General features: G+C 43.3%; 28 protein-coding genes. 6 read left to right on the top strand and 22 right to left on the bottom strand.

Annotated elements, in window-relative coordinates:
* Positions 1-44: 44 nt before the first annotated feature.
* Positions 45-587, top strand: coding sequence for an RNA polymerase sigma factor (locus ACSLP7_RS08160; protein ID WP_272830764.1), 543 nt, complete (start codon positions 45-47; stop codon positions 585-587).
* Between the two features lies 1 nt (position 588).
* Positions 589-2,124 carry a hypothetical protein gene (locus ACSLP7_RS08155; protein WP_435578838.1) on the top strand — a complete coding sequence of 512 codons (1,536 nt, stop codon included), beginning with the start codon at positions 589-591 and terminating at the stop codon, positions 2,122-2,124.
* A gap of 76 nt (positions 2,125-2,200) precedes the next feature.
* On the opposite strand, the gene ACSLP7_RS08150 is transcribed toward ACSLP7_RS08155, so the two are convergent.
* Complete coding sequence (locus ACSLP7_RS08150; protein WP_435578849.1) at positions 2,201-2,950, bottom strand: lysophospholipid acyltransferase family protein; 750 nt, start codon at positions 2,948-2,950, stop codon at positions 2,201-2,203.
* A gap of 85 nt (positions 2,951-3,035) precedes the next feature.
* On the opposite strand from ACSLP7_RS08150, the gene trpS reads away from it, so the two are divergent.
* Positions 3,036-4,004 carry a tryptophan--tRNA ligase gene (gene trpS, locus ACSLP7_RS08145; protein WP_435578837.1) on the top strand — a complete coding sequence of 323 codons (969 nt, stop codon included), beginning with the start codon at positions 3,036-3,038 and terminating at the stop codon, positions 4,002-4,004.
* Here trpS and dprA read toward each other — a convergent pair.
* The gene (gene dprA / locus ACSLP7_RS08140; protein ID WP_435578836.1) at positions 4,001-5,107 is read right to left on the bottom strand and encodes a DNA-processing protein DprA; all 1,107 of its coding nucleotides are present in this window, start codon (positions 5,105-5,107) and stop codon (positions 4,001-4,003) included. The two genes, trpS and dprA, sit on opposite strands and share 4 nt — an antisense overlap.
* Positions 5,108-5,218: 111 nt before the next feature.
* On the opposite strand from dprA, the gene ACSLP7_RS08135 reads away from it, so the two are divergent.
* Both ACSLP7_RS08135 and ACSLP7_RS08130 read left to right on the top strand, forming a co-directional pair.
* The gene (locus tag ACSLP7_RS08135; RefSeq protein ID WP_435578835.1) at positions 5,219-6,148 is read left to right on the top strand and encodes an SPOR domain-containing protein; all 930 of its coding nucleotides are present in this window, start codon (positions 5,219-5,221) and stop codon (positions 6,146-6,148) included.
* Between the two features lie 57 nt (positions 6,149-6,205).
* Positions 6,206-6,718 (top strand): acyl-CoA thioesterase, encoded by a 513-nt coding sequence (locus ACSLP7_RS08130; protein ID WP_435578834.1) that lies wholly within the window; start codon positions 6,206-6,208, stop codon positions 6,716-6,718.
* Positions 6,719-6,730: 12 nt separating this feature from the next.
* On the opposite strand, the gene ACSLP7_RS08125 is transcribed toward ACSLP7_RS08130, so the two are convergent.
* The 16 genes from ACSLP7_RS08125 to ACSLP7_RS08050 all read right to left on the bottom strand — a co-directional run bounded on the left by ACSLP7_RS08125 (position 6,731) and on the right by ACSLP7_RS08050 (position 21,026).
* A complete protein-coding gene (locus ACSLP7_RS08125) occupies positions 6,731-7,960 on the bottom strand; it encodes a murein hydrolase activator EnvC family protein (protein ID WP_435578833.1) in 1,230 nt (409 codons plus the stop codon).
* Positions 7,960-8,742, bottom strand: coding sequence for a DUF4292 domain-containing protein (locus ACSLP7_RS08120; RefSeq protein WP_435578832.1), 783 nt, complete (start codon positions 8,740-8,742; stop codon positions 7,960-7,962). Before ACSLP7_RS08120 ends, ACSLP7_RS08125 begins: the two co-directional genes overlap by 1 nt.
* Before the next feature lie 2 nt (positions 8,743-8,744).
* Positions 8,745-10,094, bottom strand: a complete 1,350-nt coding sequence (locus ACSLP7_RS08115) for a tetratricopeptide repeat protein (protein ID WP_435578831.1) — start codon at positions 10,092-10,094, stop codon at positions 8,745-8,747.
* A gap of 24 nt (positions 10,095-10,118) precedes the next feature.
* Positions 10,119-11,135: a sugar nucleotidyltransferase gene (locus tag ACSLP7_RS08110; protein WP_435578830.1), complete on the bottom strand. Its 1,017-nt coding sequence runs from the start codon at positions 11,133-11,135 to the stop codon at positions 10,119-10,121.
* 40 nt (positions 11,136-11,175) lie between these two features.
* Positions 11,176-11,613 (bottom strand): dUTP diphosphatase, encoded by a 438-nt coding sequence (gene dut / locus ACSLP7_RS08105; RefSeq protein WP_272830778.1) that lies wholly within the window; start codon positions 11,611-11,613, stop codon positions 11,176-11,178.
* Positions 11,614-11,642: 29 nt separating this feature from the next.
* Positions 11,643-12,146: a hypothetical protein gene (locus tag ACSLP7_RS08100; protein WP_435578829.1), complete on the bottom strand. Its 504-nt coding sequence runs from the start codon at positions 12,144-12,146 to the stop codon at positions 11,643-11,645.
* Positions 12,147-12,246: 100 nt separating this feature from the next.
* Positions 12,247-13,110 (bottom strand): ATP synthase F1 subunit gamma, encoded by an 864-nt coding sequence (gene atpG, locus ACSLP7_RS08095; protein ID WP_291182092.1) that lies wholly within the window; start codon positions 13,108-13,110, stop codon positions 12,247-12,249.
* A gap of 53 nt (positions 13,111-13,163) precedes the next feature.
* Positions 13,164-14,744, bottom strand: a complete 1,581-nt coding sequence (gene atpA / locus ACSLP7_RS08090) for a F0F1 ATP synthase subunit alpha (RefSeq protein ID WP_291182094.1) — start codon at positions 14,742-14,744, stop codon at positions 13,164-13,166.
* Positions 14,745-14,786: 42 nt separating this feature from the next.
* A complete protein-coding gene (gene atpH / locus ACSLP7_RS08085) occupies positions 14,787-15,329 on the bottom strand; it encodes an ATP synthase F1 subunit delta (protein ID WP_435578828.1) in 543 nt (180 codons plus the stop codon).
* 4 nt (positions 15,330-15,333) lie between these two features.
* The gene (locus tag ACSLP7_RS08080; protein ID WP_435578827.1) at positions 15,334-15,834 is read right to left on the bottom strand and encodes a F0F1 ATP synthase subunit B; all 501 of its coding nucleotides are present in this window, start codon (positions 15,832-15,834) and stop codon (positions 15,334-15,336) included.
* Between the two features lie 86 nt (positions 15,835-15,920).
* Positions 15,921-16,145: an ATP synthase F0 subunit C gene (gene atpE, locus ACSLP7_RS08075; protein WP_087523796.1), complete on the bottom strand. Its 225-nt coding sequence runs from the start codon at positions 16,143-16,145 to the stop codon at positions 15,921-15,923.
* Between the two features lie 36 nt (positions 16,146-16,181).
* A complete protein-coding gene (gene atpB, locus ACSLP7_RS08070) occupies positions 16,182-17,300 on the bottom strand; it encodes a F0F1 ATP synthase subunit A (RefSeq protein WP_435578826.1) in 1,119 nt (372 codons plus the stop codon).
* Between the two features lie 84 nt (positions 17,301-17,384).
* Positions 17,385-17,792, bottom strand: a complete 408-nt coding sequence (locus ACSLP7_RS08065) for a DUF6168 family protein (protein WP_435578825.1) — start codon at positions 17,790-17,792, stop codon at positions 17,385-17,387.
* A complete protein-coding gene (locus tag ACSLP7_RS08060; protein ID WP_291182100.1) occupies positions 17,793-18,014 on the bottom strand; it encodes an AtpZ/AtpI family protein in 222 nt (73 codons plus the stop codon). It abuts the gene before it with no gap.
* A gap of 46 nt (positions 18,015-18,060) precedes the next feature.
* Positions 18,061-18,483, bottom strand: coding sequence for a bactofilin family protein (locus ACSLP7_RS08055; RefSeq protein WP_435578824.1), 423 nt, complete (start codon positions 18,481-18,483; stop codon positions 18,061-18,063).
* 47 nt (positions 18,484-18,530) lie between these two features.
* Positions 18,531-21,026, bottom strand: coding sequence for a tetratricopeptide repeat protein (locus ACSLP7_RS08050; protein ID WP_435578823.1), 2,496 nt, complete (start codon positions 21,024-21,026; stop codon positions 18,531-18,533).
* Between the two features lie 239 nt (positions 21,027-21,265).
* Here ACSLP7_RS08050 and ACSLP7_RS08045 point away from each other — a divergent pair, with 239 nt between their 5' ends.
* Positions 21,266-22,318: a 2Fe-2S iron-sulfur cluster-binding protein gene (locus ACSLP7_RS08045; protein WP_435578822.1), complete on the top strand. Its 1,053-nt coding sequence runs from the start codon at positions 21,266-21,268 to the stop codon at positions 22,316-22,318.
* On the opposite strand, the gene ACSLP7_RS08040 is transcribed toward ACSLP7_RS08045, so the two are convergent.
* The 4 genes from ACSLP7_RS08040 to ACSLP7_RS08025 form a co-directional block, all read right to left on the bottom strand.
* The gene (locus tag ACSLP7_RS08040) at positions 22,315-22,896 is read right to left on the bottom strand and encodes a TetR/AcrR family transcriptional regulator (protein WP_435578821.1); all 582 of its coding nucleotides are present in this window, start codon (positions 22,894-22,896) and stop codon (positions 22,315-22,317) included. The genes ACSLP7_RS08045 and ACSLP7_RS08040 overlap by 4 nt on opposite strands.
* A gap of 254 nt (positions 22,897-23,150) precedes the next feature.
* A complete protein-coding gene (locus ACSLP7_RS08035) occupies positions 23,151-24,185 on the bottom strand; it encodes a glycosyltransferase family 9 protein (protein WP_435578820.1) in 1,035 nt (344 codons plus the stop codon).
* A gap of 16 nt (positions 24,186-24,201) precedes the next feature.
* Positions 24,202-24,810 carry a DUF4254 domain-containing protein gene (locus tag ACSLP7_RS08030; RefSeq protein WP_291185420.1) on the bottom strand — a complete coding sequence of 203 codons (609 nt, stop codon included), beginning with the start codon at positions 24,808-24,810 and terminating at the stop codon, positions 24,202-24,204.
* Positions 24,811-24,838: 28 nt separating this feature from the next.
* A partial coding sequence (locus ACSLP7_RS08025) for a hypothetical protein (protein WP_435578819.1) occupies positions 24,839-25,659 on the bottom strand: 821 nt, incomplete at its 5' end.

The following is a 25,659-nucleotide window of genomic DNA, read 5'->3' as shown; positions in this document are numbered from 1 at the left end:
GTTGCACCATGCTTACATGTTAGTAATAAAATTCGCGGATCAAAGTGGCTCTGGAAGCACTTATAGACAGATGTAAAAACAACGAAGCCAAAGCTCAGGGTGAGCTTTATCAGTTGTATTCTGCCAAATTGTTTTCGGTTTGTTTGAAGTATTCGCGCAATTATACCGAGGCTCAAGACAACCTGCAAGATGCTTTCATAACCATTTTTAAGACCATTGGTCAGTTTAAACACAAAGGTTCTTTTGAAGGTTGGTTAAAGCGTGTAACTGTAAACACAGTGCTGCAGAAATACCGTAAGCAGCGGGTTTTTGACTTGGTCAATGAGCAGCAAATTGAAGCAGTAGATGAACAAGTAGAGGACACGACGGTTCCACTGGATTATCTTTTAAAGATCATTCAAGAGCTGCCCGACAGATACCGTTTGGTATTTAACCTCTATGCGATGGATGGATACTCGCACAACGATATTGCAGAAATGCTAGATATTTCTGCTGGAACCTCTAAATCAAACCTAGCGCGAGCCAGGATGATTTTAAAAACTAAGATTACGGCCTATAACAGTAACAGTTCGGCCGAAGGATATTAAAATGAGCGATAAAAAGCACATAGATAGAATTTTTCAAGAGGGCTTCAAAGACTTTGAAGCAACCCCTCCACCAGAGGTGTGGGAGGGCATTCAAGCTGCTCTTAAGAAAGAAGAGAAAGACGACCGCAAGATCATCCCGATCTGGTGGCGTGCTGGTGGTGTTGCGGCCTTACTTGCCTTACTGTTGACAGTAGGAGGCGTGTTCTGGCCGGATTCAGATCCTGCCAATTCCTTTTCTTCGGAAGATACTATTCCTGTAGAGCAAACTGAGAATGCTACTGACGATGATCAGAAACCGTCTAAAGACCTATTGTTAGACAATGGATCCATCGATGCTGTTGCAGATGGGCCAAATGATGGTACTACTGAAGGTGCTAAGGATCAATCTACAGATGCAGATGCGAAACAATTGGTGTCTGACCAAAAAGATGCGGTGGCTACTCAAACCAATCAAGACACTCAGCAAACCAACATCCAAAAAGGAATAGACAAAACTGCCATAGATACTGCTTTTGACACCCAAACCACGGGTGTTGCCACTATAGATAGTACTCAAGATACTGAACAAACCACTACAGCAGTAGCTGGAAGTTCAGACACCCAAACCACCGTTGTGGATGATAAAACGGCTGATGCCTTGCTAGAGAGTCAAACCGGAGATGCCACAACTACTGCAGTGACCGTTGATGAGGAAACTTCTACAGACCCAGAGGTCAGTGATGACCAAACGGGCAAGATTTCCATCTTTGACGCCATTGAAGACCAAAAAGATACCGAAACAGCACTTGAACTCAACGATCAAGATAACCTTGATCAACGCTGGAGTGTTGTGCCACAGGCGGCTCCTGTGGTTTACGGTTCTTTTGGGGAAGGATCTACTGTAGGTTCAGAATTTGCAGATAACAGTACCTCAGCAGATGCCAATTTGAGCTATGGAGTTCAAGTTCAGTATCAGGTAAACAATAGATTGGCGGTACGTTCTGGTGTAAATCGTGTAAACCTCAGCGTTAATACAAATGACATTGAGTTTGCCGTTGCTCCTGCATCCTTTAATGTGGGATCAAAATTTGTCAACGGACAAGTTGCCTATTCTGTAGGTGATAAAGGAACTTTGGCAAATCGTTTTGCCCAAGCTGCACCGACAGAAGGTCTAGACATCCCTCCTATTGACGCTTTTGAAGGTTTCCTTAATCAGCAGTTTGAGTATTGGGAAGTTCCTTTGGAATTGTCCTATGCGGTAGTGAACAATCGTTTTAAGGTCAATGTCTTTGGTGGATTCAGTACCCTTTTCTTACAAGACAATTCAGTAACCGCTGTAAGTGGCCAACGCGAAACCGCTTTGGGTAGTGTTGGAAATTTAAACAGCCTGAGCTTTACTACTAATGTGGGGATGGGCTTACAATATGACATAAGCAAGCGCTTTGCGATTAACGTAGAGCCTGTATTTAAATATCAACTCAATCCGTATTCGGACTCCAGTATAGGTTCTCAACCATACTATATGGGAGTCTACAGCGGTTTGAGATTCAGCTTTTAGGTTAGTTTTTTAGTTGGTTAGGTTAGTTATTGCACCCGCAATAATGCCTTAAGGCCGCTCTCCGCTACGAGGGCGGCTATTTTTTTAGCAATTTTTGACCTTCGAGTTCCTTTAAGATCAATTCTCGAGTCTGATTTCTGAGTTCTTGTTTTTGACGAAGTTCTATGCCAGCAGTAGATATTGTTGGAAGTACAAGTGCCCTCATCTTTCCAGGAACACCTCCGAAGAATCTAAAGGGAAAACGCTTTTTATTGTCGTAAAAGACAAGCGGCGCAATTGGAATCTGATGTTCTATAGCCAAACGGAAAGCCCCGTCTTTAAAGCTGTCCAAAACAATAGATTCGTCATCCGGGACTCCGCCCTCAGGAAAAATGCAAACGCTCAAACCATTACTGAGTCGCTCTTGCGCCTGCTCAAAAACAGCCTTTCTACTTTGGGCATTACTACGATCCACCAAAATACAGGTACGCTTGTAAAAGAATCCAAAAACCGGGATAGATGCCAGCTCCTTTTTCCCAACGAACACAAAAGGGCGTCCCACAGCGTGCAACATCAGCATTATGTCAGTCATAGACTGGTGATTGGCCACAAACATATAGCTCTGTTCTTTACTGTGTCTTTCCAAGCGTTTTACACTCGGCCAAAAACCCATTCCAATAAGAACAAATCGGCCCCATCCGCGGGCTATTTTAAAATAAAGTGGATACCATGCATCTCTGGAAATAAGAATCAGCAAAACTGGAAAAAGCACCACGATAGGCAAGGCGACCAGAAGGTAAAACCATATCCGCCATATAATCTTAAAAGGGGCGCTGATCCAATGCATGAGGCTCAAAAATAAAAATTCCAAATCAGTTCTAATTCATTAGAGCAAACTTTGTAAAAAAAGTAACTTTGCCAAAAACATCACTATGGCTCGAATTTTAACCGGCGTTCAAAGTACAGGCACTCCACATTTGGGGAACTTACTCGGTGCTATTTTGCCAGCGATTCAAATGGCAGAATCGCCAGAGAACGAATCTTTTCTTTTCATTGCAGACATGCACTCATTGACACAGATCAAAGATGCTGCTACGCTAAGAGACAACACCTATCGTACTGCTGCAGCTTGGTTGGCTTGCGGATTGAACATTGAGAAGACGGTTTTTTACAGACAGAGTGATGTTCCACAAGTGACCGAGTTGGCTTGGTATCTAGGATGCTTTTTCCCCTACCAACGTTTAACCTTGGCACATTCATTTAAAGACAAGGCAGATCGTTTGGAAGATGTAAACGCCGGAATCTTTACTTATCCTATGTTGATGGCTGCAGATATTTTGGCCTATGATGCTGAGATTGTTCCTGTAGGGAAAGATCAGCAACAGCATTTGGAATTCACTCGTGATGTTGCCAGCAGATTCCACGCCAAAATGGGTGAGTGTTTTGTACTGCCAGAAACGGAATTGCAAAAAGACACCATGTACGTTCCAGGTACGGACGGCAATAAAATGAGCAAGTCTAGAGAGAATACCATCAATATCTTTTTGGCTGATAAAAAGCTGCGTAAACAGATCATGGGCATTCAGACGGACAGTACGCCTCTAGAAGATCCTAAAGATCCGGATACTTGTAATGTTTTTGCCTTGTACTCTTTAATGGCTACTGCAGATCAAACCGAAGAAATGGCGGCAAAATACCGTGCCGGAGGTTTTGGATATGGTCATGCTAAACAAGCACTTTACGAGTTGATCATCGACAAATTTGCTGCGGTTCGCGAGCGATTCAATTACTATATGGACAACTTGGATGAGATCGATGCAGCCTTAGCTGTAGGTGCAGCCAAAGCGAGCAAAGTGGCCAATGAAGTAATTGGTCGCGTGCGCGAGAAGACCGGTTACTAGACTTTCCTAAAAAGCTGACCCGGGAGGGGCTTGATCCATCCTTTGAGCTCCATGGACAATAATAAGGAAGCTAGGTTAACGTTAGGTTCGCTCCAAAGGCTTCTTAACTGTTCAATATGCATATTCGAAGCTCCTTGAAAAAGCGACAAAAGATGTTGTTCTTCTGGTTTGAGGGCTTCTAAAATCCGCAATGGTAATTCCGTTTGGACCTTTAAAGTGTCTTGATCCCAGCCTAGATCACTCACTAAATCTTCAACAGATGTGTACACCTGTGCAAGCTGACGCGCGATAAGACTGTTGCAACCCACGCTTTGTGAATCGGTTAATCGGCCTGGAACCGCATATACATCTCGGTTATAGGAAAAGGCCATTTCCGCAGTGCTCAAACTCCCGCCTCGTTGTGCGGATTCTACAACTATGGTTGCCGCAGAGAGTCCCGCAATTATTCTGTTACGCCTAATGAAATAGCGAGTGTGAAATCCGCTATTGATGAAAGTCTCTGAGAGTAATCCTCCTTGTTGCTCTATTAGTCTAGCGATTTTAATGTGCCTTTTTGGATAAACCTGATCCAAGCCTTGTGCCAAGCAAGCAACAGTTTGCAGCCCGTTGGCCAAAGCAGCTTTATGTGCAGTAACGTCAATCCCAAAGGCCAAGCCAGAAACAATAACAGGATCATAAGGTCGCAAAGCCTGAACTAGCGCCTCACACTGTTGTTGACCATAAGTGGTCATTTTACGCGTACCTACAACAGATAACCAACGTCGCTTTTGCCAATGCGGTTGTCCTTTGTAAAAGAGCAGAAGTGGTCCGTCAATACAGTGTTTTAGAAGCTCTGGATATTGTGGTTCTGTAAAAAGAAGAGCCTGAACACCATACAAATGCATGTGTTCAATTTGCTCAGAGGCCATTGCAATAGAAGCTTCCCAATTCCAATTGGGCAACAAGCGCTGCGGAAACCAAGATATTGCGCTGAGTTCAGCCTTAGAGGCTTCCAAAACCTCCTGTGGATCCTTAAAGTGATGCAATAATTTTTTGGCCAAGGCATTACTCACCCCTTTTTGGCAATACAAAGCCATAACTGGCAGCAGATCAGCAGTATTCAAATTCGATAAAATTGTAGGGGAGGCTCCTTAAAAATACGACATTATTGCTAGTGTTAATAAGTTCTTAGGTCAGGTACTTGGCGGGATTCAAAAAATGCTAAATTTGTTTTTATGCGGCTTGATCAATACATCAGCGATTTACTCTACAGATACGAATGTGTTATTCTGCCTGGATTTGGTGCTTTTCTTACACAGTATCAGCCAGCAAGAATTCATGAATCTACGGATGCTTTTTATCCGCCGAGTAAATTATTGTCTTTCAACAGACAGTTACAAAGCAACGATGGTTTGCTCGCTGACCATATTGCCAAAGCAAAAGACATTAGTTATGCAGAAGCTTTAGACAGCATCCGCAGCTATACACGCTTTTTAGAGCATGAATTGGAAGCTGGTAAAAACATTCTCATTGAAGCTGTTGGATCCCTTTCCATGCATGAGAACAAAATCAGCTTTGAACCTACGAGTCAAAACAACTACCTCACAGAATCCTTTGGATTGTCGCATTTTGTTCAACAGGCTGTGAATCGCTCCACTGAACAGGTTGAGGAAGCTATCTCCTTAGAGCCAGAACCACTGCTTTTCACACCAACAAAACAGCGTCCGGTGTATATGAGGTATGCGGCAATTGGTCTTGTAGCGATTGGACTAGCTAGCTTTGGAGGTCTTAAGATTTATGAATCTGGAGTAAAACAACACAACTACGTTCAAACTCAAGACGCTAAGGACCGCGTTCAAAACAGTATTCAAGAAGCTACTTTTGTGATCAACCCGTTGCCGAGCTTAGAAGTTAATCTTCCTAAATACCAAGGCAAATACCATATCATTGCTGGAGCATTCCGCGAAGAAGCTAATGCTCACAAAAAAGTTGCTCAACTACAAGCTCAGGGCTTTGAAGCGCGTCTTTTAGGAAAGAACAAATACGGCTTACACCAAGTGAGCTATGAAAGTCACAGTGAGCGTTTAGACGCTTTGCGCGCCCTTAGAATTATCAAGAACAGCAACAACAAAGATGCTTGGCTCTTGGTAAAACAGTTCAACTAGTACCCTATTCTTTTTTTCACCAATTAAATTGGTCTTAACTTTGCCAAAATTCTAGTTATGGAGGCTAAGACACCTAAAGATTCCTGTACCATCATTACTGATTTGGTCCTACCCAGTGAGACCAATCCCTTAGGAAATATGTTTGGAGGCGAACTATTGGCTCGTATGGATCGTGCTGCGAGTATCGCGGCAAGACGCCACAGCCGTAGAATTGTGGTCACTGCTTCAGTAAATCACGTGGCCTTTAATAGAACCATTCCTTTGGGAAGTGTGGTAACCGTGGAAGCTCGTATTTCTAGAGCGTTTACCAGCTCTATGGAGATCTTTTTGGATGTTTGGATCGAAGATCGCGAGAGCGGCCTGCGCTCCAAGGCAAACGAAGCCATTTACACTTTCGTTGCCGTAGATGATACCGGAAATCCTGTCCCGGTTCCACCTGTAAAGCCTGAGAGTGATCTAGAAATAGAACGCTATGACGCAGCCTTAAGGCGCAGACAGCTCAGCTTAGTATTAGCAGGTAAGATCAAGCCTTCTGAAGCTACAGAACTCAAGGCTTTGTTCACCGAATAAAGAATTCAAAAACTACATTCTGTAAACCCAATCTGCCGGATTGAGTCGCGTGGTATTCTTGTAGATCAACAGCTTAATGATTGTTTTTCCGCTAGCAGGATTCTTTGCAATGGTCCCTATTTGCTGCTTGGTGGTTACTTTGTCTCCTGCACTTACTGAGACCGAACTCAAATTGTAATAAACACTGATATAACTACCGTGCTGAATCTGAACGAGCTTGTTAGCACCCTTGATCTGTTTGACATCCAACACTACTCCGTCAAATATGGAACGAGCGTCTGCTCCAGTTGACGTCGCAATCTCTACGCCGCTACAAAAGGTCTCTACATTGGGTAATTGCGGGTGTCTGTGTTTCCCGAAACGCTTAACAACTACTCCATTGGTCACTGGCCAAGGCAGTTTTCCTTTATTGCTGGTGAAACTGTTTCCTAAGGCCTTTGCCTCTGCCGTTAAAGCAAAGGTGCTAGAGCTACCTCCTGTTGCGTCCGCTCCAGAATTGTTGTTGGAATTCACAATGGCAGCCCGTACCAAAGCATCAATCTGCCGGTCAATCTCATCGGCTTGCTTTTGCTTGCTTCGAATTTGACTAGCAAACTTAGACTCGTCCTTTTTAAGTTCAGCCACTAAAGCTTCTTGCTGCTCTTTTTCTTTCCGCAGTGCCTCTTTGGTCCTTTTGTTTTCAGCGATCAAGGCTTGTTTCTGCTTTTGCTGCTCTAAAAGGGACTTGTTGAGCTCTTGCAATTCAACCGTTTTACGCTGAATACTCTCTCCCTGTTCTTTGCGGTATTTAGCGTATTGATTCATGTACTGGACCCGTTTATACGCTTGTAAAAAGTCTCTTGACGAAAGCAAGAACATGATGCGGCTTTTACGGGATTTGCTCTTGTAGCTTTTGACCACCATTTCTGCATAATCCTCTTTGATCTGAGCCAGTTCTTCTCTGAGTTGATCGATCTTTTTGAGATTCACATTGATCTCACGAGTAAGCAAATTCGCTTGTCTGTTGGTGATTCTGATCAGATTTTCCTGAGCGCGGATGCGCTTATCGATATCCTCCACTTCTGAGAGAACAGAACGCTCTTTTTTCTGGGTATCAAAAAGCAAAAGATTGATCTGCTTGATCTCTTGTAAGATTTCTTGGCGTTTCTGCTCAAGAACAGTTCGTTCGTCTTTTTGGGCCTTCGCCTGATTGCTAAACAAGAGCAAAGTCAGTAGGCTGATAAAAAGCAGTCGTAAAGTCATTAATCCAGTTGAATTTCAGTAAGTCCGTCTGGCATAGTAAACGGAAATCGAATCGGAATATTTAAATCTACGGAACGAAAATCAATCTCCAAAGTGGTTATTGCATCATTTTCTGAGGCTTTAATCACCACCTTTTTTGGCAAAACTTGATTGTCAACCTTTTGATAATTAGGATAATACATTCTCAATTTACGCCCTTCTGTTTCTTGATCGATCCCCTGACTGGCGATTTTGAAGAAATCTGGATTTAGCGATAGGAAGTGCGTAAATAAGGCCAATTCTTGTTTGGGAGCAAGTTTATACTGATTGTTCTCCACACTCTTTTTATAGCCTTGGGATTCCAATTTGAAAATGGATTGGCCTAAAAGAATGTTTTGTGCTTTTTCAAAATCGATCTCTGTGCCTAACCAATCGCTGATCAAGGCAAAGTCACCGTCAAAATAAGTGCCTCCAATCCGTTCGTAATACTGTACTCTATCTGGCGTGATCATGGCCTTGGAAAGCGTGATCCCCAAAATGGAAGCTTTGATCCAAATGGCTTTATTTTTCTCCATCCGCAGACTTACGGTGATATTCTGAGATGATTTTTCATCCTCATAATCCACGTTGACGCGTGCCGCCAAGGTCTCAAACTGCGGCTCTGCCGCTTGATGTGTTTTGATGATATCCTTAACTGAAAAGCCGGGATTGGCGTCTTTAGAGCCATTGACCAACTTTGCGCTTCCGCAAGAACTCAATAGAAAGGCTAAAACAAAGGCAATATGTAGTTTCAATTTTTGCATGCTTATGGGGTTCCCAGATCTTGTGCTTTTTTGGCGTATTCTGCCGCTTTAGCGGCGTTTCCTTTTAAGTTATACGCTTTGCTGAGTTGATCGTAAAAGTCTTTTTCTAAAGAGGGATCATCAATAACATAATCCACGCCTTCTTCCAAGATAGCTATGGCTGCATCTGCCTTGTCTAAGCCCATCAGACTAACTCCTTGAAGTAAATAAAGCAGTGACTGGGCAGGATAGATCTCTAGTGCAGTCTCACTGAGGTCAAACGCCTCTTGAAAAGACTCTGCGTCTATTTGCAGTAGCAGCGTGTTCTTTAAAAGATTGTAATCTGTATTGTTGGCCGAAACGCCTTTCTGGTAGAATGCCAAGGCCTTTTCCCGTTTGTCTTGACTTAAAAAATAATCACCCAATTGTTGCCATAAGGCCGTACTATCCACCGAACTAGAAAAAGTGGTTATGGCCTCATCTAAGGCGCTTTCATAATCTGGATTGTCTGAAACAAAATCCATAAAGTCAGCCAGTACTTTATACTTGCTGGAGGCATCTATCGCATCAGCAGCCAAAACACGTTGCATGGACGCAACAGCCTTTTGCTGGTCGCCATCACGCAAGGCAAATTTATAAAGTGCCAAATGCACCAATTCCGACTCTGGAAAACGAGCCAAAAGCATATTTGCAGCTTCTTGAGCTTTATCCGTATCACCTTCAGTGCTGTAACGGTAAATGAGCTCCAAATAGTCTTGTTCTGTAGCCGTATCGCCGGTAGTGATTCCTTCCAAACGAGTGATCTCTGAAGATACGTCACCGGTAATACTGATCACGCGCTTGCGCAATTCATCCCGCTTTGCGTTACGCCCTACAGTTTGGTCCAACTCATTGATGAGCGCCATGGCCTCATCAAATCGAGCAGTAAGGACATATAAATTAGCGAGGTCTTCTTTGTAAACAGGATCAAAACTGATCAGTTTCTCCACCACTGGAATGGCCTTCTCATAATCTTGGGTCTTGTAATAAACCTCATAAAGCAGCTCTTGCACGTCTTTTCTGCCAGAAAGGTAGGAATCGCTCTCAATTAAGGCATTTTCAGCGGCTTCATACTGCTTTAGAGCGATGTAATTCTTGGCCATTTCATAATAGACCACAGCTCGCTGATCCGAAACTGATCCAGCAGCGCTCATAGCACTTTCAAGAGCTTCTAAGGCCTTTTCATAGTTCTGAATACCCTTTTGCTTAAGCGCTTCAAAAAAGCTCTCCTGGAAGGCGTCAGTAACATTGCCGAGATCGTCGGTAAGGATATCGTCATCTTGTGCAAAACTGGGCGCTACTAATCCAAAGATCAGTAGTAAGTAAATCAGCATTTGCCCGCCCGTTTTCACCTTCTGTTATTTTAATTCTGAATAGTCACCGAGGCTTATCGCCTTGAATTGGCCATTGAAATGCACTTTATTTCCAATCATAGCCTCTTCTAAAGTAGCATTTTTAATGGTGGTCTCAGATTGTATTATGCTATTTTTAACGTTGGAGTTTTCTATGGTAGTATCTGCACCAATGCTTACGTGTGGGCCTACAACGGTGTCCTTTAACACTACTCCGGAGGCAATACTGCAAGGAGGAATGATCTCCGCATTCTCTAAAGTCACATCCGCAGCAACCAATTCTGCTCCTTCCTCATGCAAGAAGCTGAGCATTTTGGCATTCGTTTCTACGGTAATGGTTTTGTTTCCGCAATCCATCCAATGGTCCACCGTCCCAGTCTTGAAGATCTTTCCTTGTGCCATCATGCGCTTTATGCCATCATTGATCTGGTATTCACCGCCATTGATGATTTCGTTCTCTAGAACGTATTGCAATTCATCTCGGAGCTCACGCACATTTTTAAAGTAGTAGATTCCAATAACTGCTTGATCGCTTACAAACTCCGCAGGCTTCTCAACGAGTTCCACAATATGGTCATCGCTGTTGCGTTTAACCACACCATAGGCTTCTGGATTCGCTACTTTCTTGGTCCAAATAACGCTATCCGCTTCCGGATCCAAATCAAAGCTAGCTCGAATCAAAGTATCGGCATATGCAATAACTGCTGGACCCTCTAAAGACGGCTCTGCACACATAATCGCGTGACCGGTTCCCAAGGGCTTGTCTTGGCGGTAAATGGTTCCTTTAGCTCCTAAACTAGAGGCCAACTCCTTCAAACTCTCCTCTACATCCGTACCAAAAAAGGCAGGATCTCCAATCACAAAAGCGACTTCTTCTATAGGTTGCTTCAGTATTCCAGCAATATCGCGCACCAGACGGTGAACTATTGGCATTCCGGCAACTGGAACCAAAGGTTTTGGAACAGTTAAAGTATGTGGTCTAAGACGAGAACCTCTTCCCGCCATTGGAACAATGATCTTCATAGTGTAAGCTTGATTTTTTCTTTGATTGTTTTGACTGAGGTTATTGTTTTCCGGTACTGCCAAATCCTCCTGCTCCACGCTCGGTTTCACTCAAGGATTGACCGGTATTCCATTGCGCTTGTTCGCACTTGGCAATGACCATTTGGGCAACACGCTCCCCATTGGTGATCTTGAATTCTTGATCGGAAAGATTCACCAAAATGACACCAATCTCTCCACGATAGTCAGCGTCAATAGTTCCTGGAGCATTTAAAACGGTAATGCCGTGTTTGGCAGCCAAACCGCTTCGAGGCCTTACTTGCGCCTCGTAGCCTTCTGGCAATTCCATAAATAGGCCTGTAGGCACAATGGTGCGTTGTAAAGGCTTTAAAACAATAGGTGATTCCAAGTTGGCTCTGAGGTCCATTCCCGCAGAACCACTGGTTTCATAGGCCGGCAATTGATGCGCGGACTTGTTGATTATCTTAACTGATACCATAGTAATTGGAGGTTGGTTAGGCGCGCCCTTTAGTGGCCGCCGTCTGGATTGGGTGCACTGGGATAATTGAGCTGTTCGCGCTCTGGAATCCCTCCCAGCTTGGTATAATGGGTTTTCCCGCCCTGCTGATATTGAATCACACACTCGTCTGCCATTAACTTAAAGCTGTCGTTGAGCTCTGGCACAGGATTTCCGTATTCGCCATTAGGCGCATCACTCATAGTCATATCTGGCTTCTCTGGGTTAACCCAATGAGCGACATAAACGTTATCATCACCAGGCTTAGTAGCGAGTTCTAATAATTGTCCACGGAAGTATACCGAGTCGATCTTTACATCCGCAGCCATTTCAGACACTGGAATGATCAAATAAACACCAGATCCTCCCATTTCTACACCAGCCATCCATTTTTGTGAATAAGCATCCGTAATCGTAAACGGTGGATCGTTCTCTAATTTCTTATTACTGCAGTCTGAATTCGCCATAAAAACTAGGGCTAACAGCCAAATTCCAAAGGTTCGTAGTTGATTCATAGTATTGTTTTTAGACTCAACTTCAAAAGTCTTGCCATAAAAATACAAAAAAGGCTCCTCGTATACGGGGAGCCCTTTATTATAATAGCTTTATCAGTGATTATCCGTTCAAGGCTTCTGCACCACCAACGATCTCTAAGATCTCTGCGGTAATAGCAGCTTGACGGGCTTTGTTGTATTCCAAAGTCAAGGAAGCTTTAAGCTCACCTGCGTTGTCTGTCGCTTTGTGCATCGCAGTCATACGTGCTCCGTGCTCACTGGCTACTGAATCGCGAATGGCTTTGAACAATTGCGTTTTTAAGCTTTTAGGGATCAATTGCTCCACGATATACTCTTTGTTTGGTTCAAAGATATAATCGGCAGCTCCGCTAGAAGCATCTTCAGACGCCTGTTGGATCGGCAAGAATTGCTCGTGCATCACGATCTGTGTTGCAGCATTCTTAAACTTGTTGTATACCAACACGATCTGATCGAAATCTCCATTAGTGAAGATATCCATGAGCTGTTGTGCTATAGCAGCACTGTTCTCAAAGTTTAGATCGTCAAAGATCTCGCTGTTGAAATTGACAATGTTCTCTGTCTTACTCAGGATGTCATTCCCTTTCTTACCAATGGTCATAAAAGCGATCTCTTTTCCGGCATAAGTAGTCTCTTTCAACTCCTTACACGCCTTAACAATATTACTGTTAAAGGCTCCGGCCAAACCTCTGTTGGAAGTAATAGCAACCACCAACACTTTGTTTACCTCGCGTTGCTCAGCGAATGCGCTTCCACTGTCGCCTTCTAAACTGGCACTCAAGTTTTGAAGCAATTCAGTAAGCTTGTCAGCATACGGACGCATTGCAGTGATCGCATCCTGAGCTTTCTTCAACTTGGCTGCAGATACCATTTTCATGGCACTGGTAATCTGCATCGTAGAAGATACTGAGGAGATCCTGTTGCGTATTTCTTTTAAGTTTGCCATGTTGCTTTATTCATTGAAGGTTGGCATCCCTTTATAAGAGATGCCGACCCTGATTATGCTTGATATTTAGCCGAGATCTCTTTGGCAGCAGTTGTCAAAGTGTCGATAACCTCGTCTGTCAATTTTCCTGCTTTAAGCGTATCCAAAGTACCGCGGTGCTTGGTGTTCAAGTATTCGATATAATCGCGCTCGAATTCTTTTACTTTCTCTACAGGAACTTCACGTAGTAAGTTCTTAGAACCAGCGTAGATGATCGCAACCTGATCCTCAACTGTGTAAGGGTCATTCTGAGCTTGCTTCAAGATCTCTACGTTACGCTTTCCTTTTTCAATTACGTTCAACGTAGCCGCATCCAGGTCAGATCCGAACTTCGCAAAAGCTTCTAGTTCACGGAACTGCGCTTGGTCAAGCTTCAAAGTACCTGCAACCTTCTTCATGGATTTGATCTGTGCAGATCCACCCACACGAGATACAGAGATACCTACGTTAATCGCTGGACGTACACCCGAGTTAAAGAGGTCAGACTCCAAGAAGATCTGTCCGTCAGTAATAGAAATTACGTTTGTTGGGATATATGCAGATACGTCACCCGCTTGTGTTTCAATAATTGGCAATGCAGTTAAGGAACCACCACCTTTTACCTTGTCTTTCAAAGAAGCAGGAAGGTCATTCATATCCTTAGCGATATCATCATCGTTGATCACCTTAGCCGCACGCTCTAGTAGACGCGAGTGCAGGTAGAAAACGTCTCCAGGATACGCTTCACGTCCTGGTGGACGACGTAGCAAAAGAGATACCTCACGGTAAGCTACCGCTTGCTTAGATAGATCATCATAGATAATTAGAGCAGGACGTCCAGTATCGCGGAAGTACTCTCCAATCGCAGCTCCAGCAAATGGAGCATATACCTGCATCGGTGCAGGGTCAGAAGCGTTTGCAGCAACGATAGTTGTATAAGCAAGAGCTCCTTTTTCTTCTAGTGTACGAGCTATGTTCGCTACTGTAGATGCCTTTTGTCCAACCGCAACATAGATACAGTATACTGGCTCACCAGCATCGTAAAATTCTTTTTGGTTGATGATGGTATCGATACAAACAGTAGTCTTCCCTGTTTGACGGTCACCAATTACCAACTCACGCTGACCACGTCCTACTGGGATCATGGCATCAACAGCTTTTACTCCAGTTTGAAGTGGCTCGTTTACTGGCTGACGGAAGATTACCCCTGGAGCTTTGCGCTCTAGTGGCATTTCAAAAGTCTCTCCTGCAATTGCACCTTTACCGTCGATTGGTTCACCCAAAGTGTTTACCACACGACCAACGATTCCTTCTCCTACGTTGATAGAAGCGATTCGTTGGGTACGTTTTACAGTAGCTCCTTCTTTAATACCTTTTGATGGGCCTAAAAGTACAACCCCAACGTTGTCTTCTTCCAGGTTCAGTACAATTCCTTCTAATCCGTTTTCGAATTCTACCAATTCCCCATATTGAGAATTAGACAATCCGTATACGCGGGCAATACCATCACCTACGGTAAGTACGGTTCCAACTTCGTCTAACGAAGCAGTAGCCTCGAAGCCGGAAAGTTGTTGTTTTAAGATTGCTGAAACTTCAGCTGGATTTACTTGTGCCATATCACTGTTTGTTACCGGAGCTCAGCTCCGAAAGCGTAATTATTATATGCTATTACTAAATTCTTTTCTAAGTGTACTCAATTGGTTAGAGATGCTTGCATTGTACTGCATATCTCCAACGCGCAATACGAAACCGCCAATGATCTCTGGATCGATCTCGTTCTCCAGGCTCACGTTATCGCTACCTGTAAGGGACTTTGCTTTAGCTAATACCTGATCTTTCAAGGCACCGTCTAGAGCAACAGCAGTAGTTACTTTAACCACTTTTACTCCCTGTGTATCGTTGTAAAGCCCAATGAAACCTGCGGCTACATCGCCTAAGTATTGGGTGCGCTCATTGGCAGCCATAACTTTGATCAGGTTCTGAGTTGTCTTTTGAGTACCCTTGAACAACTCCAACAAAACAGCTTCTTTATCACTGCCTTTGATAACCGGACTCTGTAGCGCCAATCGCAGCTCTTTGCTCTCTGCTACAGTAGCGTGAACGCCTTGCATGTCTTCAAAGACCGCTTTAACGTTGTTGTCTTCTATAGCTTGCTGCAGGGCAGCTTTTGCATATCGCAATCCTACTTTGCTGCTTTTCATAGCTCTAGTTTAGTTTAGCGTCACCTAAAAGGTCCTCAACTAATTTTTGCTGCTTACCAGCATCAGCCAACTCGGCGCGTACCACTTTTTCTGCAATATCAACAGAAAGTGTTGCCACTTGGCTTTTTAGATCGGCAACGGCGGCTTTCTTTTCACTTTCGATAGCAGCCTGTGCTTGAGCGATCATTTGATCCGCAGCAACTTTGGCTTCATCTTTCGCGTCAGCGATCATTTTAGCTTTCATATCACGAGCTTCCTTGAGCATAGCGTCACGCTCTGCACGTGCTTCGTTCAACAATTTCTTGTTGTCAGCCTGAAGATTCTCCATCTCCATTTTGGCTTTCTCAGCAGCGTCAAGGGCTCCTTGAATATTGTCTTCGCGCTCGTTAAGTGCGTTTAGGATAGGTTTCCATGCGAACTTTACCATTAAAAAGATCAACAGTAAGAACAAGATGGTCTGCTTAACGAATAAGTCGAGCGAAAAATTTTCTAATAATTGTTCCATAATACTTTATAGTGCTTTAAAACTGTGCGTTAACAAACACTTTCCTGCAACCAACCGTTGCAGGAAAAGTGTAGTTCTTAAGGTTCTTATTTTCCTAAGAAAATAGCCGCGAATGCCAAACCTTCTAAAAGAGCCGCGATAATAATCATCGCAGTTTGGATCTTGTTAGTAGCTTCTGGCTGACGAGCGATACCTTCCATTGCACCTCTACCGATTTGACCTAGACCAATACCAGCACCGATTACGATTAAACCAGCACCTACAAGGTTAGGAACCAATGAAGTAGCTTCTTGAAGAATTGCTAAAGACATAATTGAAATATATAATTAAACAAATAAAATACGTTCTTAGTGATGCTCGTGCTCTTCTACCGCCATCCCGATAAACAAAGCCGAAAGCATTGTAAAGATGTAGGCCTGAAGAAATGCTACAAGCACCTCAATCAATGTGATGAACATAGACAATACTAGAGATAAGGTTGTGGACCCTACTGCAGTCATGTCGTTCTGCATATTGATCCCGATGGCAATCAAACTCATTACCACGATGTGTCCCGCTGTAATGTTCGCAAACAAACGAACCATAAGCGAGAATGGCTTAATGATCAGTGTTCCCGCCAATTCAATTACAGCCAATAAAGGACGTAGCAAATAAGGTACTCCTGGCATCCACAATTGGTGGCTCCAGAAATGCTTGTTACTGCTCGCCAAGTAAATTACTAATGTAAAGATGGCTAGTGCAGCAGTTACTGCTAATTGTCCTGTTACGTTAAATCCAAAAGGAGCAAGTCCTAATAGGTTCAAAATCCAAACAAAGAAGAACACCGTTAATAAGTAACCGGTAAACTTGCGGTATTTAGCACCGATGTTTGGTTTTGCAATTTCGTCTCTTACATAGATCACTAGAGGCTCCAATACACGAGCAAAACCTGTAGGGATCTTTTGAGTTTTATATTGTTTGGCCAAGCGACCAAATAAGATTAGCATTAAAAGACCGATCAATAGTATACCCAAAACACTTTTGGTGATTGAAAGGTCAAAGGGTGCAGTAGCGTTTGTTGGGTGATGCGCATCGTCAAACTCAACTGCAGTTGCTCCAGCGTTAAGCTCGTAGATCTTTCCATGGATCTTTACAAAACGGCTTCCGCCTTTTTCAACGATCTCTTTTCCGGCATCATCGTGGTGGAAAGCAGAAGACATAAAAGCAGTCAAACCGTTCTCTCCCCAAAGAATTACTGGAAGTGGGAATCCAACGTGACTCTCTTCACCGTCAGGGTAGTGTGTAAATAGGTGGAAATCGTGAGAATCTTTGGTGTGGTGTACGATATATTCTTCGATCTCTTCTGGGGTGTTAACTGGGTCGGAATGACCGTCCTTCTTAGCGTCAGGATCACCCTTTGCAAATGCAGTTAACGAGATAAGAAAAACAAGACTAAAGGTCGTTACTGTTTTTGATAGTAGCTTCATTCTAAATTGCTTCCTTTTGAAGTTAGTATAACAACTCCCAAATTTTGGCGCAAAGGTAGGCTTTATTTTCTGTTTAAAACAGCATCATTCTTCATTTTTTGCAACTCTTTTTTCACTGAGCAATCTCGAAATAAAAAAGACTTCAAAAATTAAAGACAAAAACAACGGAATTAGCAAACTGACAGCTTCCGAATTTGTAAACGATTCTCCATTCAATAAATAGGGATTAAAGACAATTAAAAACACTAAGGCCTTTAGCACAACACTAGCCAGGTAAAGGAATCCCAGCTGATCTGCAAATTTTTGAACTCTGCTCAGTGCCGCCAAAACGAAACACAAGACTAGTGAAAAAACAGTGTTGAAAATGTAAATGTCCTGAAGCGGAAATGGCAATTGGCTGCCAGAGTCAGTTAAGAAATTAGTGTGTAAAAAAAATGCACCTATTAGGACCGCTACGAAGACCACACATGAAATTCCTAGTTTTTTGCCCATTTAATTGTCTTTATTGAACCGATTTACACGATGGATCACGGAAAACATCGAGGCAAAAATAGCAACTAAAGTGATGGTGGTTTCTAAGAAGGTGGTATTAAATTTTGTGTCGAGCCAACTGCCGAGCAAATTTCCCAGCCAAATAATCAGGCCCATTTGCAGGCCAATACTAGAAAAGACGGCCCAATTCTTAAGCGCTCCGTTCCCTTTTTGTTTTGGCATTCTTTGTACAGTATATATGCGCCGTAAGTATGGCGCCCTAAGATCCTTAGTTGGATACAGAAACGTCCTGGCCCTTTTTGGCGGCACGCACTCCAGCTACAGCAGCAGAATCGCTTAAGGCGTTCTCTATAGCATCTTTGGTCAATCCACCCATAACGCAAGTCGCATTAAAGCTAGCTCCAGGCTCCACGGCCAATTTATTGGCAAAGACTTCTCCTTCAATCACAGCTGTTGCACGAAGCGTTAAGGTTCCGGCAACGGTAAGTGTTCCGGAGATCTTTCCTTCTACATCGGCGTTCTCACAGTGTAGTGAACCTTGAAGCGAACCCGTTTTTCCAACCACAACCTTTGATGGTGTAGTCAAGTTACCTTCTACAGAGCCTTCTAATCTAAATCCGCCTTTAGACTTGATATCACCCACAAGGTGAGTGCCTTCGCTGATCTTGTTCTGGTTGGTTCTGGTTTCCATTCCGGGGCGTGATTTTTTATCAGAAAACATAAGTTTTGTTTTGGGGGTTAATCGGGATTCTCTGTAGACTCCTGCTCAATATAAGCAGCGAGGTTTTTATGTATTTGGATTACTTTATAATTGTCTCTACTAATGCTGAAGTATTGAGGCTGCACTTTATAGCGCTTGTTGTCTCTCAAGAGCTCTCCAAAGCCAAGTGCGCCTAATTTACTGTCTAGACCATGTACCACAACGAACTGCTGCTCTGGCGTGTAGAAATCCTTAGAAACACTCATTTGTTGGTAATTCAGATAAGTCAAGGCAGAACTGATGGTATCATAAACAGTCTGTGCTGCTTCTTTTTCGTCAGCCTTAAAACTGTAAACCAATTTAAAGGAGTTGCTAGCCGCATTGTCCAGGAAAGAGCTGTCCTCCAAACGAGGAACAGTCGTTGAATAGATGAACTGCGCTTTTTTACCTTCTTCGCTATTCGGATAATTCAAAGCGACAAAATTCAAGGCTTTTTTATAGGCTTCAAATCCATCTCTACGCCCTAAAGCTGTAGCTTTTAGCAATTCCAGCTTAGGCACAATATCATTTCCATTATAAGTGGTAATGTACTGATCACAACCTGCAATTACCGCATCGTACTGAGAGGCTTCAAACTGTGCAAAAAGCTGGTTGTATTTGAACTCCGGACTGGATTCATCCGTAGCCAAAGCCGCATCCGGGTTATTGATGATCTCTGCGTATCGCGAATCTGGATAATTCGCAGTAATGTCGTTCTTGTAATAATCACGACGGTCCGCATTGCCAATCTCGTTGTAGATCTTATACAGATTGTACTTAGACGGCAGCACCAAACGTTCTTCTGGACTCTTGGTCAAAAGCGTTTCCAAACGCTCGGCCGCTAATGGATATTCTTTAAACTTCTCCTTGTAAATCAACCCCAGTTGATAGTAAGCAAAGTTTCGGTCAGTGATCAAGGTATCGATCTTGCCTTGTTCCGTCGGAATAGTTGCTAAATAAGTCTCTGGCTTAAATCGCGGATCATCTCCAATAGAAAATCCTTCTGCAGCTACTTCTTCCTCATCTGTAGCTCCTACCGCATTTTTATCAGATCGGCGCCAGTCATCTTCCAATTCACGATCACCCCATCGGCGTCTAAACTCTTGCTTTCCATAAGCCACCGTAGTGGTATTGTAGAAATAAAAGGCTCCGGCTTTATCAGAATCACCGGTTCCTCCTTCAAAGAATTCGTTATCTGCGAATCCATCACCGCCGTTCTTAGCTTGGTCAATGGAATCTTGAATGGCTTGCGCCCTTAGCGCATCCGTGTACTCGGTAAAATAAGCCAATCGCTCTTCCGCAGTCATGTTCACCAAATTCAAAATACTGTCATTGGTTGCTGCAACAAGCTCATATTGGATTACATCGTCTAAATTGTCACGCTTCTTCTTAAGACGTCGATACTCTAAAGTATTCGGTCTCATTTTAACCAAAGTACTGTCGTAATAAGCACCTGCAGTTTGGTATTCTGCTCGGTCAAAGAAGATCGTACCCAAAGTCACATAATTGCGCGCTTGGAGGTAATCATCTTGTTGGTTGGCCTTAATGGACTTATTGTAGTATTCCATGGCAACCTCGATACTGTCGTTACTTTGGTGATACACCCCAATCTGATGATAGATCTTATCTAAATACGGGCGGTTCTCACGATTTTCAGCCAAATCGGTCAGCAACTCCAAGAAAGCCACTTTATCTCCAGTCTCGTAGTTAAAGTTCTTTGCCTTTTCAATATAGGCGTTGATCATGTAGATTCTCGGTGTCTTTCTGTTGAGCGCAATAACCTCGTCAAAAGCCATATTTGCACTGTCTGGGAATTGCAATCTGTTGTACAATTGCCCCTGAATGTAGAGCAAGCGACCTTTATTTTCGTTATTTCTGGTATACTCGGCGGCAGTCTTAATATAAGGCAATGCTGCTTCTAAGGTGTCTAAGTTGATATACGCCTGTCCGATCATCGCCGAAGCTTCTGAGAGGTCTTCATCTTCAATCTCTCCGCGTTTGATCATCCGGTTCAGATCATCAATAGCGATCTCTTCATTGTTCAGGCGGATATTGGCTTTAGCCTTCCAGATCTTGGCTGTGTTGATCTTATCTCCCGTAGGATATTTAGAAAGCACATAGTTGAAGGCTTCCAAAGCTGGAATGAAACGTTGATCAAAATAACGGGCTTTCCCTAACAGAATAAAGGCTTCATCCATCTGCGGATTGCGCTCTTTTCCGTCGATGTACATCGAGTTCTTTTGGATTGCCTTAGCGGCCTTTTCTTCAGCCTTTTCAAAATTCGGATTTTTGGATTGCCCTGGTAGACTCACATCTTCCAAGATTTCCAAACGTTCAACGGGAAGAATTTCCCAATAATTATCGCGATAGGTATCGGCAAGGGATTTACGGCCTTCGTCAAAGGCCACTTGTCCGTTGTAAAGTTTGTTGTATTCCGCGGCAACAGCATTTAAATTTCGATTTATAAAACCGTCCTTCTTAGTGGAACAGCTCATAATGCATAAGCTGCAGATCAAAAATGCGCAGGCCCCGTAGAATCCCCGTTTGAACATGGTGTAATTTTATATCAACTAAACTGAAAAAAGCCTGTTTTAGTATGCGTTTTTCCAGAGAAGGGTAAAAATACATTTCTTTTTCAATTATTGTGGGCTTCGCCTTAAAAAATGAGGCATATCCGCAGATTCTGATGTTTCAAATTGGCAGAATCGTTCGTACTTTTGCAAAAAAATTTGCCATGGCAGACTTTCATGAACTCCAAATTGCAGCTCTAGAATCACAAACTGATACTGCTGTAAGTTTAAAATTTCAAGTGCCAGACACTTTAAGTAACAACTATCAATTTGCTGCAGGTCAATATGTTAACCTCAGCGCAATTATTGATGGAAAAGAAGTGCGCCGCGCCTACTCTATTTGTAGCTCACCCAAAAGTGGAGCTCTTACCGTATTGGTCAAAAAAGTAGAAAACGGTGTCTTTTCTACCTATGCAAACACCGCATTGTCTGCCGGAGACACGCTAAAAGTAGCTACACCAGAAGGGAGATTTGTACTACCAGAACCCAAAACTGCCAATTATTTGTTTTTTGCTGCAGGTTCCGGAATTACACCCATTCTTTCCATGATTTCAGACTGTTTGGAAAACCGCCCGGACACTAAAATGGTGCTGGTATACGGAAATAAAACTCCAGAGGGTACTATTTTCAAAGGAGTTCTTGAAAATTTGCAAAGTCAATATCCTGAGCGCTTGCAAATAGAATGGATCTACAGCCGCGGCGATGGAGACAACTATCACTTTGGGCGCATTGATCGCAGCAAAGTTGGGTTTACCGTAAATAACAAATACAAGGATACTTCCTTTGATGATGCTTTTGTTTGTGGCCCTGGCGATATGATCGATACGGTAATTGAGGCCCTGTCTGATTTTGGAATGGCAGAACATAATATCCACTTTGAACGCTTTACCGTTTCTTCTGATGATGATGAAATGACAACCAGCGAAGTGCCTGATGGCAACGCAGCCATCACTTTTATCATCGATGATGAATCCAACACCATCACAGCGCCACATGCTGAATCCGTACTTGATAGCGCATTAAAACACGATTTGGATGCGCCTTACTCTTGTCAAGGTGGAATTTGCAGTTCTTGCATCGCTCGAGTTACCTCTGGTACGGTGGAAATGCGCAAAAATCAAATTCTTACGGATGCAGAAGTAGCAGAAGGTCTTGTTCTTACTTGCCAAGCGCATGCTACCTCAGCACAGGTAACCATTGATTACGACGACGTTTAGTCCAGTAAGCGTAGGGTCTGACGGATAATTCCGTCCAGTGTGACTTGTTCTTGCTCTGTTTTTAAGGCGACTCGCATGCCAATGATCGCGTTGTAGATTGCCGCTGCAGTACTTTTGGGGTCAATATCGGTGCGGAGTTCATTTTGATATTGGGCCTTTTTGATCGCCATTTCCCATGCCTTTTGCAAGTCCCATTGATTTCCACGCACGATTGCTGCTACATCTTCATCAACAGCAGCCATTTCTGTTGCCGCATTGACCAGCATGCATCCTCTTGGGTGAAAATCATCAATATCTTGTTCTATGATCAAACTGAAAATAGCCTCTAAAGTCTCTTTAAGATCAGTGGCCGTTTCTATCAAATAAAGGTGCCTCCCGATGATCCTTTTTCGATACTGATGTAGGGCCTGCAAATACAAATTTCTTTTGTCGCCAAAGGTGTCGTAAAGACTGGATCTACTCACCCCCAAATGCTCCACCAAATCATTAGCAGAAGTTGCGTGATATCCCTTCTTCCAGAAGAGACCCACAGCAGCATCGAGCACATTCTCAACCTCAAATTGTTTGGTTCTGGCCATCAAAAAGCAATTTTTTCGAAAAAACGGGGGTTTTTTGCGGTATTCCAAAGGTAGTAATTTATCGGAACATTTGTTCCAATAAATATTAACTTACTGTTTTTCAGTTATTTGAAGTCTAACTCTTTGATGTCAATTAGTTAATGCTGACCGAGCTTAAGAAAAGTGCAAAAATAGGTGTTATGGAACGTTTGTTCCGTTATCAAAAAGGGCGGAACAACCGTTCCGATATCCTTTAGTGTCTGATTATAAGTGTATTACAGATTTTGTAGTAAAAGATCTGCTACCTTTTGAGAAGGGATGGAATTTATGGCATTTTTATAGCCAGAAGGGTAATCTTTCCCGTAAGCTGACGTTGGAATTGCCGGATACTTTTCCAGATCGGGCAACAACCAATTCCCCTCGTTTTGCCCAAACGGCGCAAAGCCTAAGTAGGGATGAGTAACACCCCAAATGGTGTAAACAGGCAAGCCAAAATTTGCTACCAAATGACCGTTGCCACTATCCATAGCCAACATGCCGTCCAAATTAGAAATCAAGTCCAATTCTTGAGGGAATTTGAGCAATCCTGCGACCACCTGGACATGTTCCAAGTCCGAAGCTAATTTTAAAAGCGATTCTCTTTCAGCAGGCCCTCCAAATAGCAGGACCTTTAACTTATTGGCATCATTGATCTGCTGCAAAACCTCACGCATTTGAGCATCGGCATAGGTTTTAGAACCAAAAGCCGCATAAGGTGCTATTCCTAAGATCTTTCCTGTCCATCCTTGGAGCAGTTCCAAAGCCGCTTGAGGCAATATTCCCCGGTTCAAGGGAATGAACCGATTCAAATCCACAGGAAAACCTAACTCGCCTAATACCTCTGCATATCGCTGGTGTGAGGATTTCAATGGCTTCCAAGTTTTATTGTCTGGTCTACATAGGGCCTTTTTCGCTGCGCGGTCCTTATCCATACTTGCTCGCTTAATTCCACTAAAGTTCAAAAAGGAACGAACCATTTTGGAGCGCAATACGTTGTGGCAATCTGCCAAATGGGTCACGCCTTGGGCTTTTAGCTCTTTGGCCAAGGTACGCATGCCTAAAATGCCTTTGTGTTTTCCTTTAACCTCCGCAGCCAAAAAAGAAACATCGGGAATTGCAGCAAATATGGGTTTGTGAAATGGTTTAGAAACGACGGTGATCTTCAATTCAGGATAACTGGCACGTAAAACTTGGACCGCAGGAACGAGCATGGCTACATCACCCATGGCCGAAAGGCGCAAAATGGCAATATGCTGCTGTTTTTCTCCCAAAATTTAAGATTAGGCCTTATTTCTGACCGCGAAGTACTGGGTTAAGCTCGTCGTCATTGTACATTTTCATCTGTTTGTAGACTTTCATGTACTTATCTCCGGCTTCAATATCTTCCAAAAGTTGATCAATAGCAGTAGACAGATCCACGCGCTGCTCAAGCAGTACGTCCAACTTCGTTTGGCAAGCCGCACGATGCGCATCGGTAGCGTCGGTTCGCTCGGCTTCCTCACGCATGTGGTAGATCTTTAGGGCCAAAATGGACAAACGATCCACACCCCATGCAGGGCTTTCGGTATTGATTCGAGCGCCCTCTTTAACGGCTACATCCTTGTACTTATCCAGAAAGTAACTGTCTATGTATTCTACCATGTCCGTTCGATCCTGATTGGAAGCGTCAATCTTGCGCTTTAAGGTCAAAGCCGCATCCGGATCGATGTTTGGATCGCGAATGATGTCTTCATAATGCCACTGAACGGTGTCAATCCAACATTTACGATAAAGCAAATGCGCCAAAAGATCTTCCTTTTCGTCATAAGGATTGGAGAAAGGTTGATTCACATCGTCAGCAACGTGATATTGCTTAATAACTTCTTGGAAAATAGGGTTTGCCTTTGCAGAAAACATAGTCAAATTTTAATGCAGCAAAGATACATTAAATGACCGTTCTGGCGGCAAAGGGCAGCAAAAGAAAGGCCCACATTAGCAATTCTGTTATGGGGCGTTGTTGATTGCGTTCAGTTAAGTTGGCCAAGGCCACCCCGAGTGGAAACATCAAAAATATGAGTGAATGTGTTTGAGCAGGCTGAACTCCAAAGGCTACCAACCAAGCTACAACGGCGGCGAATACTATAAAAAGTGGGCGTTTTTTTCGGATTAGCATGATCTTTCTGTACCCCAACCAATAGGCAGGGACTACTAGGGCAGTTAGCCCCAATAAATAAGCTGCTGGCCAAGCCGTCTGTACAGATTGCCATTCGGAAAGGTCAAACTTCCAGTCTTGAAGTTGGAAATACTGGGGAAGCTGGTCATTAATTGCCCAAAATCCAGCCAAATAAATAATTCCAACAGTCATAACAGCAAAAAAGGGTACCAGCCAATTGCGATAATCCGATCGATCAAAAAGCAATACTCCAAAAAACACCAGGAGCAGAGTTCCTCCGGTCCCGTACCAAGCCAAAGCAGCAATAGCGATCCAAAAAGCGGCATCAAACAACTTTTTCTTGACCGATTTTAAACTTTGAAGACTAATAATTCTCCGAATTGCCATTAAAACCAATACGTGGGCAACAACCCCGTTCAACTCTAGTTTTGAGATTGGAATCATAGCCAGTAAGAAGGCATAGGCTACTACAACAAAGGAATTCTTTTTTGAGAGTTCGTTCTTTCTGACGATAAAATCAACCAGTAAAATACTGAATATCAGCAATCCAGACATTCCCACGAACTCTAGTAGTGCCCAGATGTCATAACCCC

Source organism: Gilvibacter sp., from assembly GCF_965601605.1.
Lineage (GTDB): Bacteria > Bacteroidota > Bacteroidia > Flavobacteriales > Flavobacteriaceae > Gilvibacter.
The sequence above is the reverse complement of the archived record's forward strand: the minus strand, read 5'-3'. Positions and strand labels throughout refer to the sequence as shown.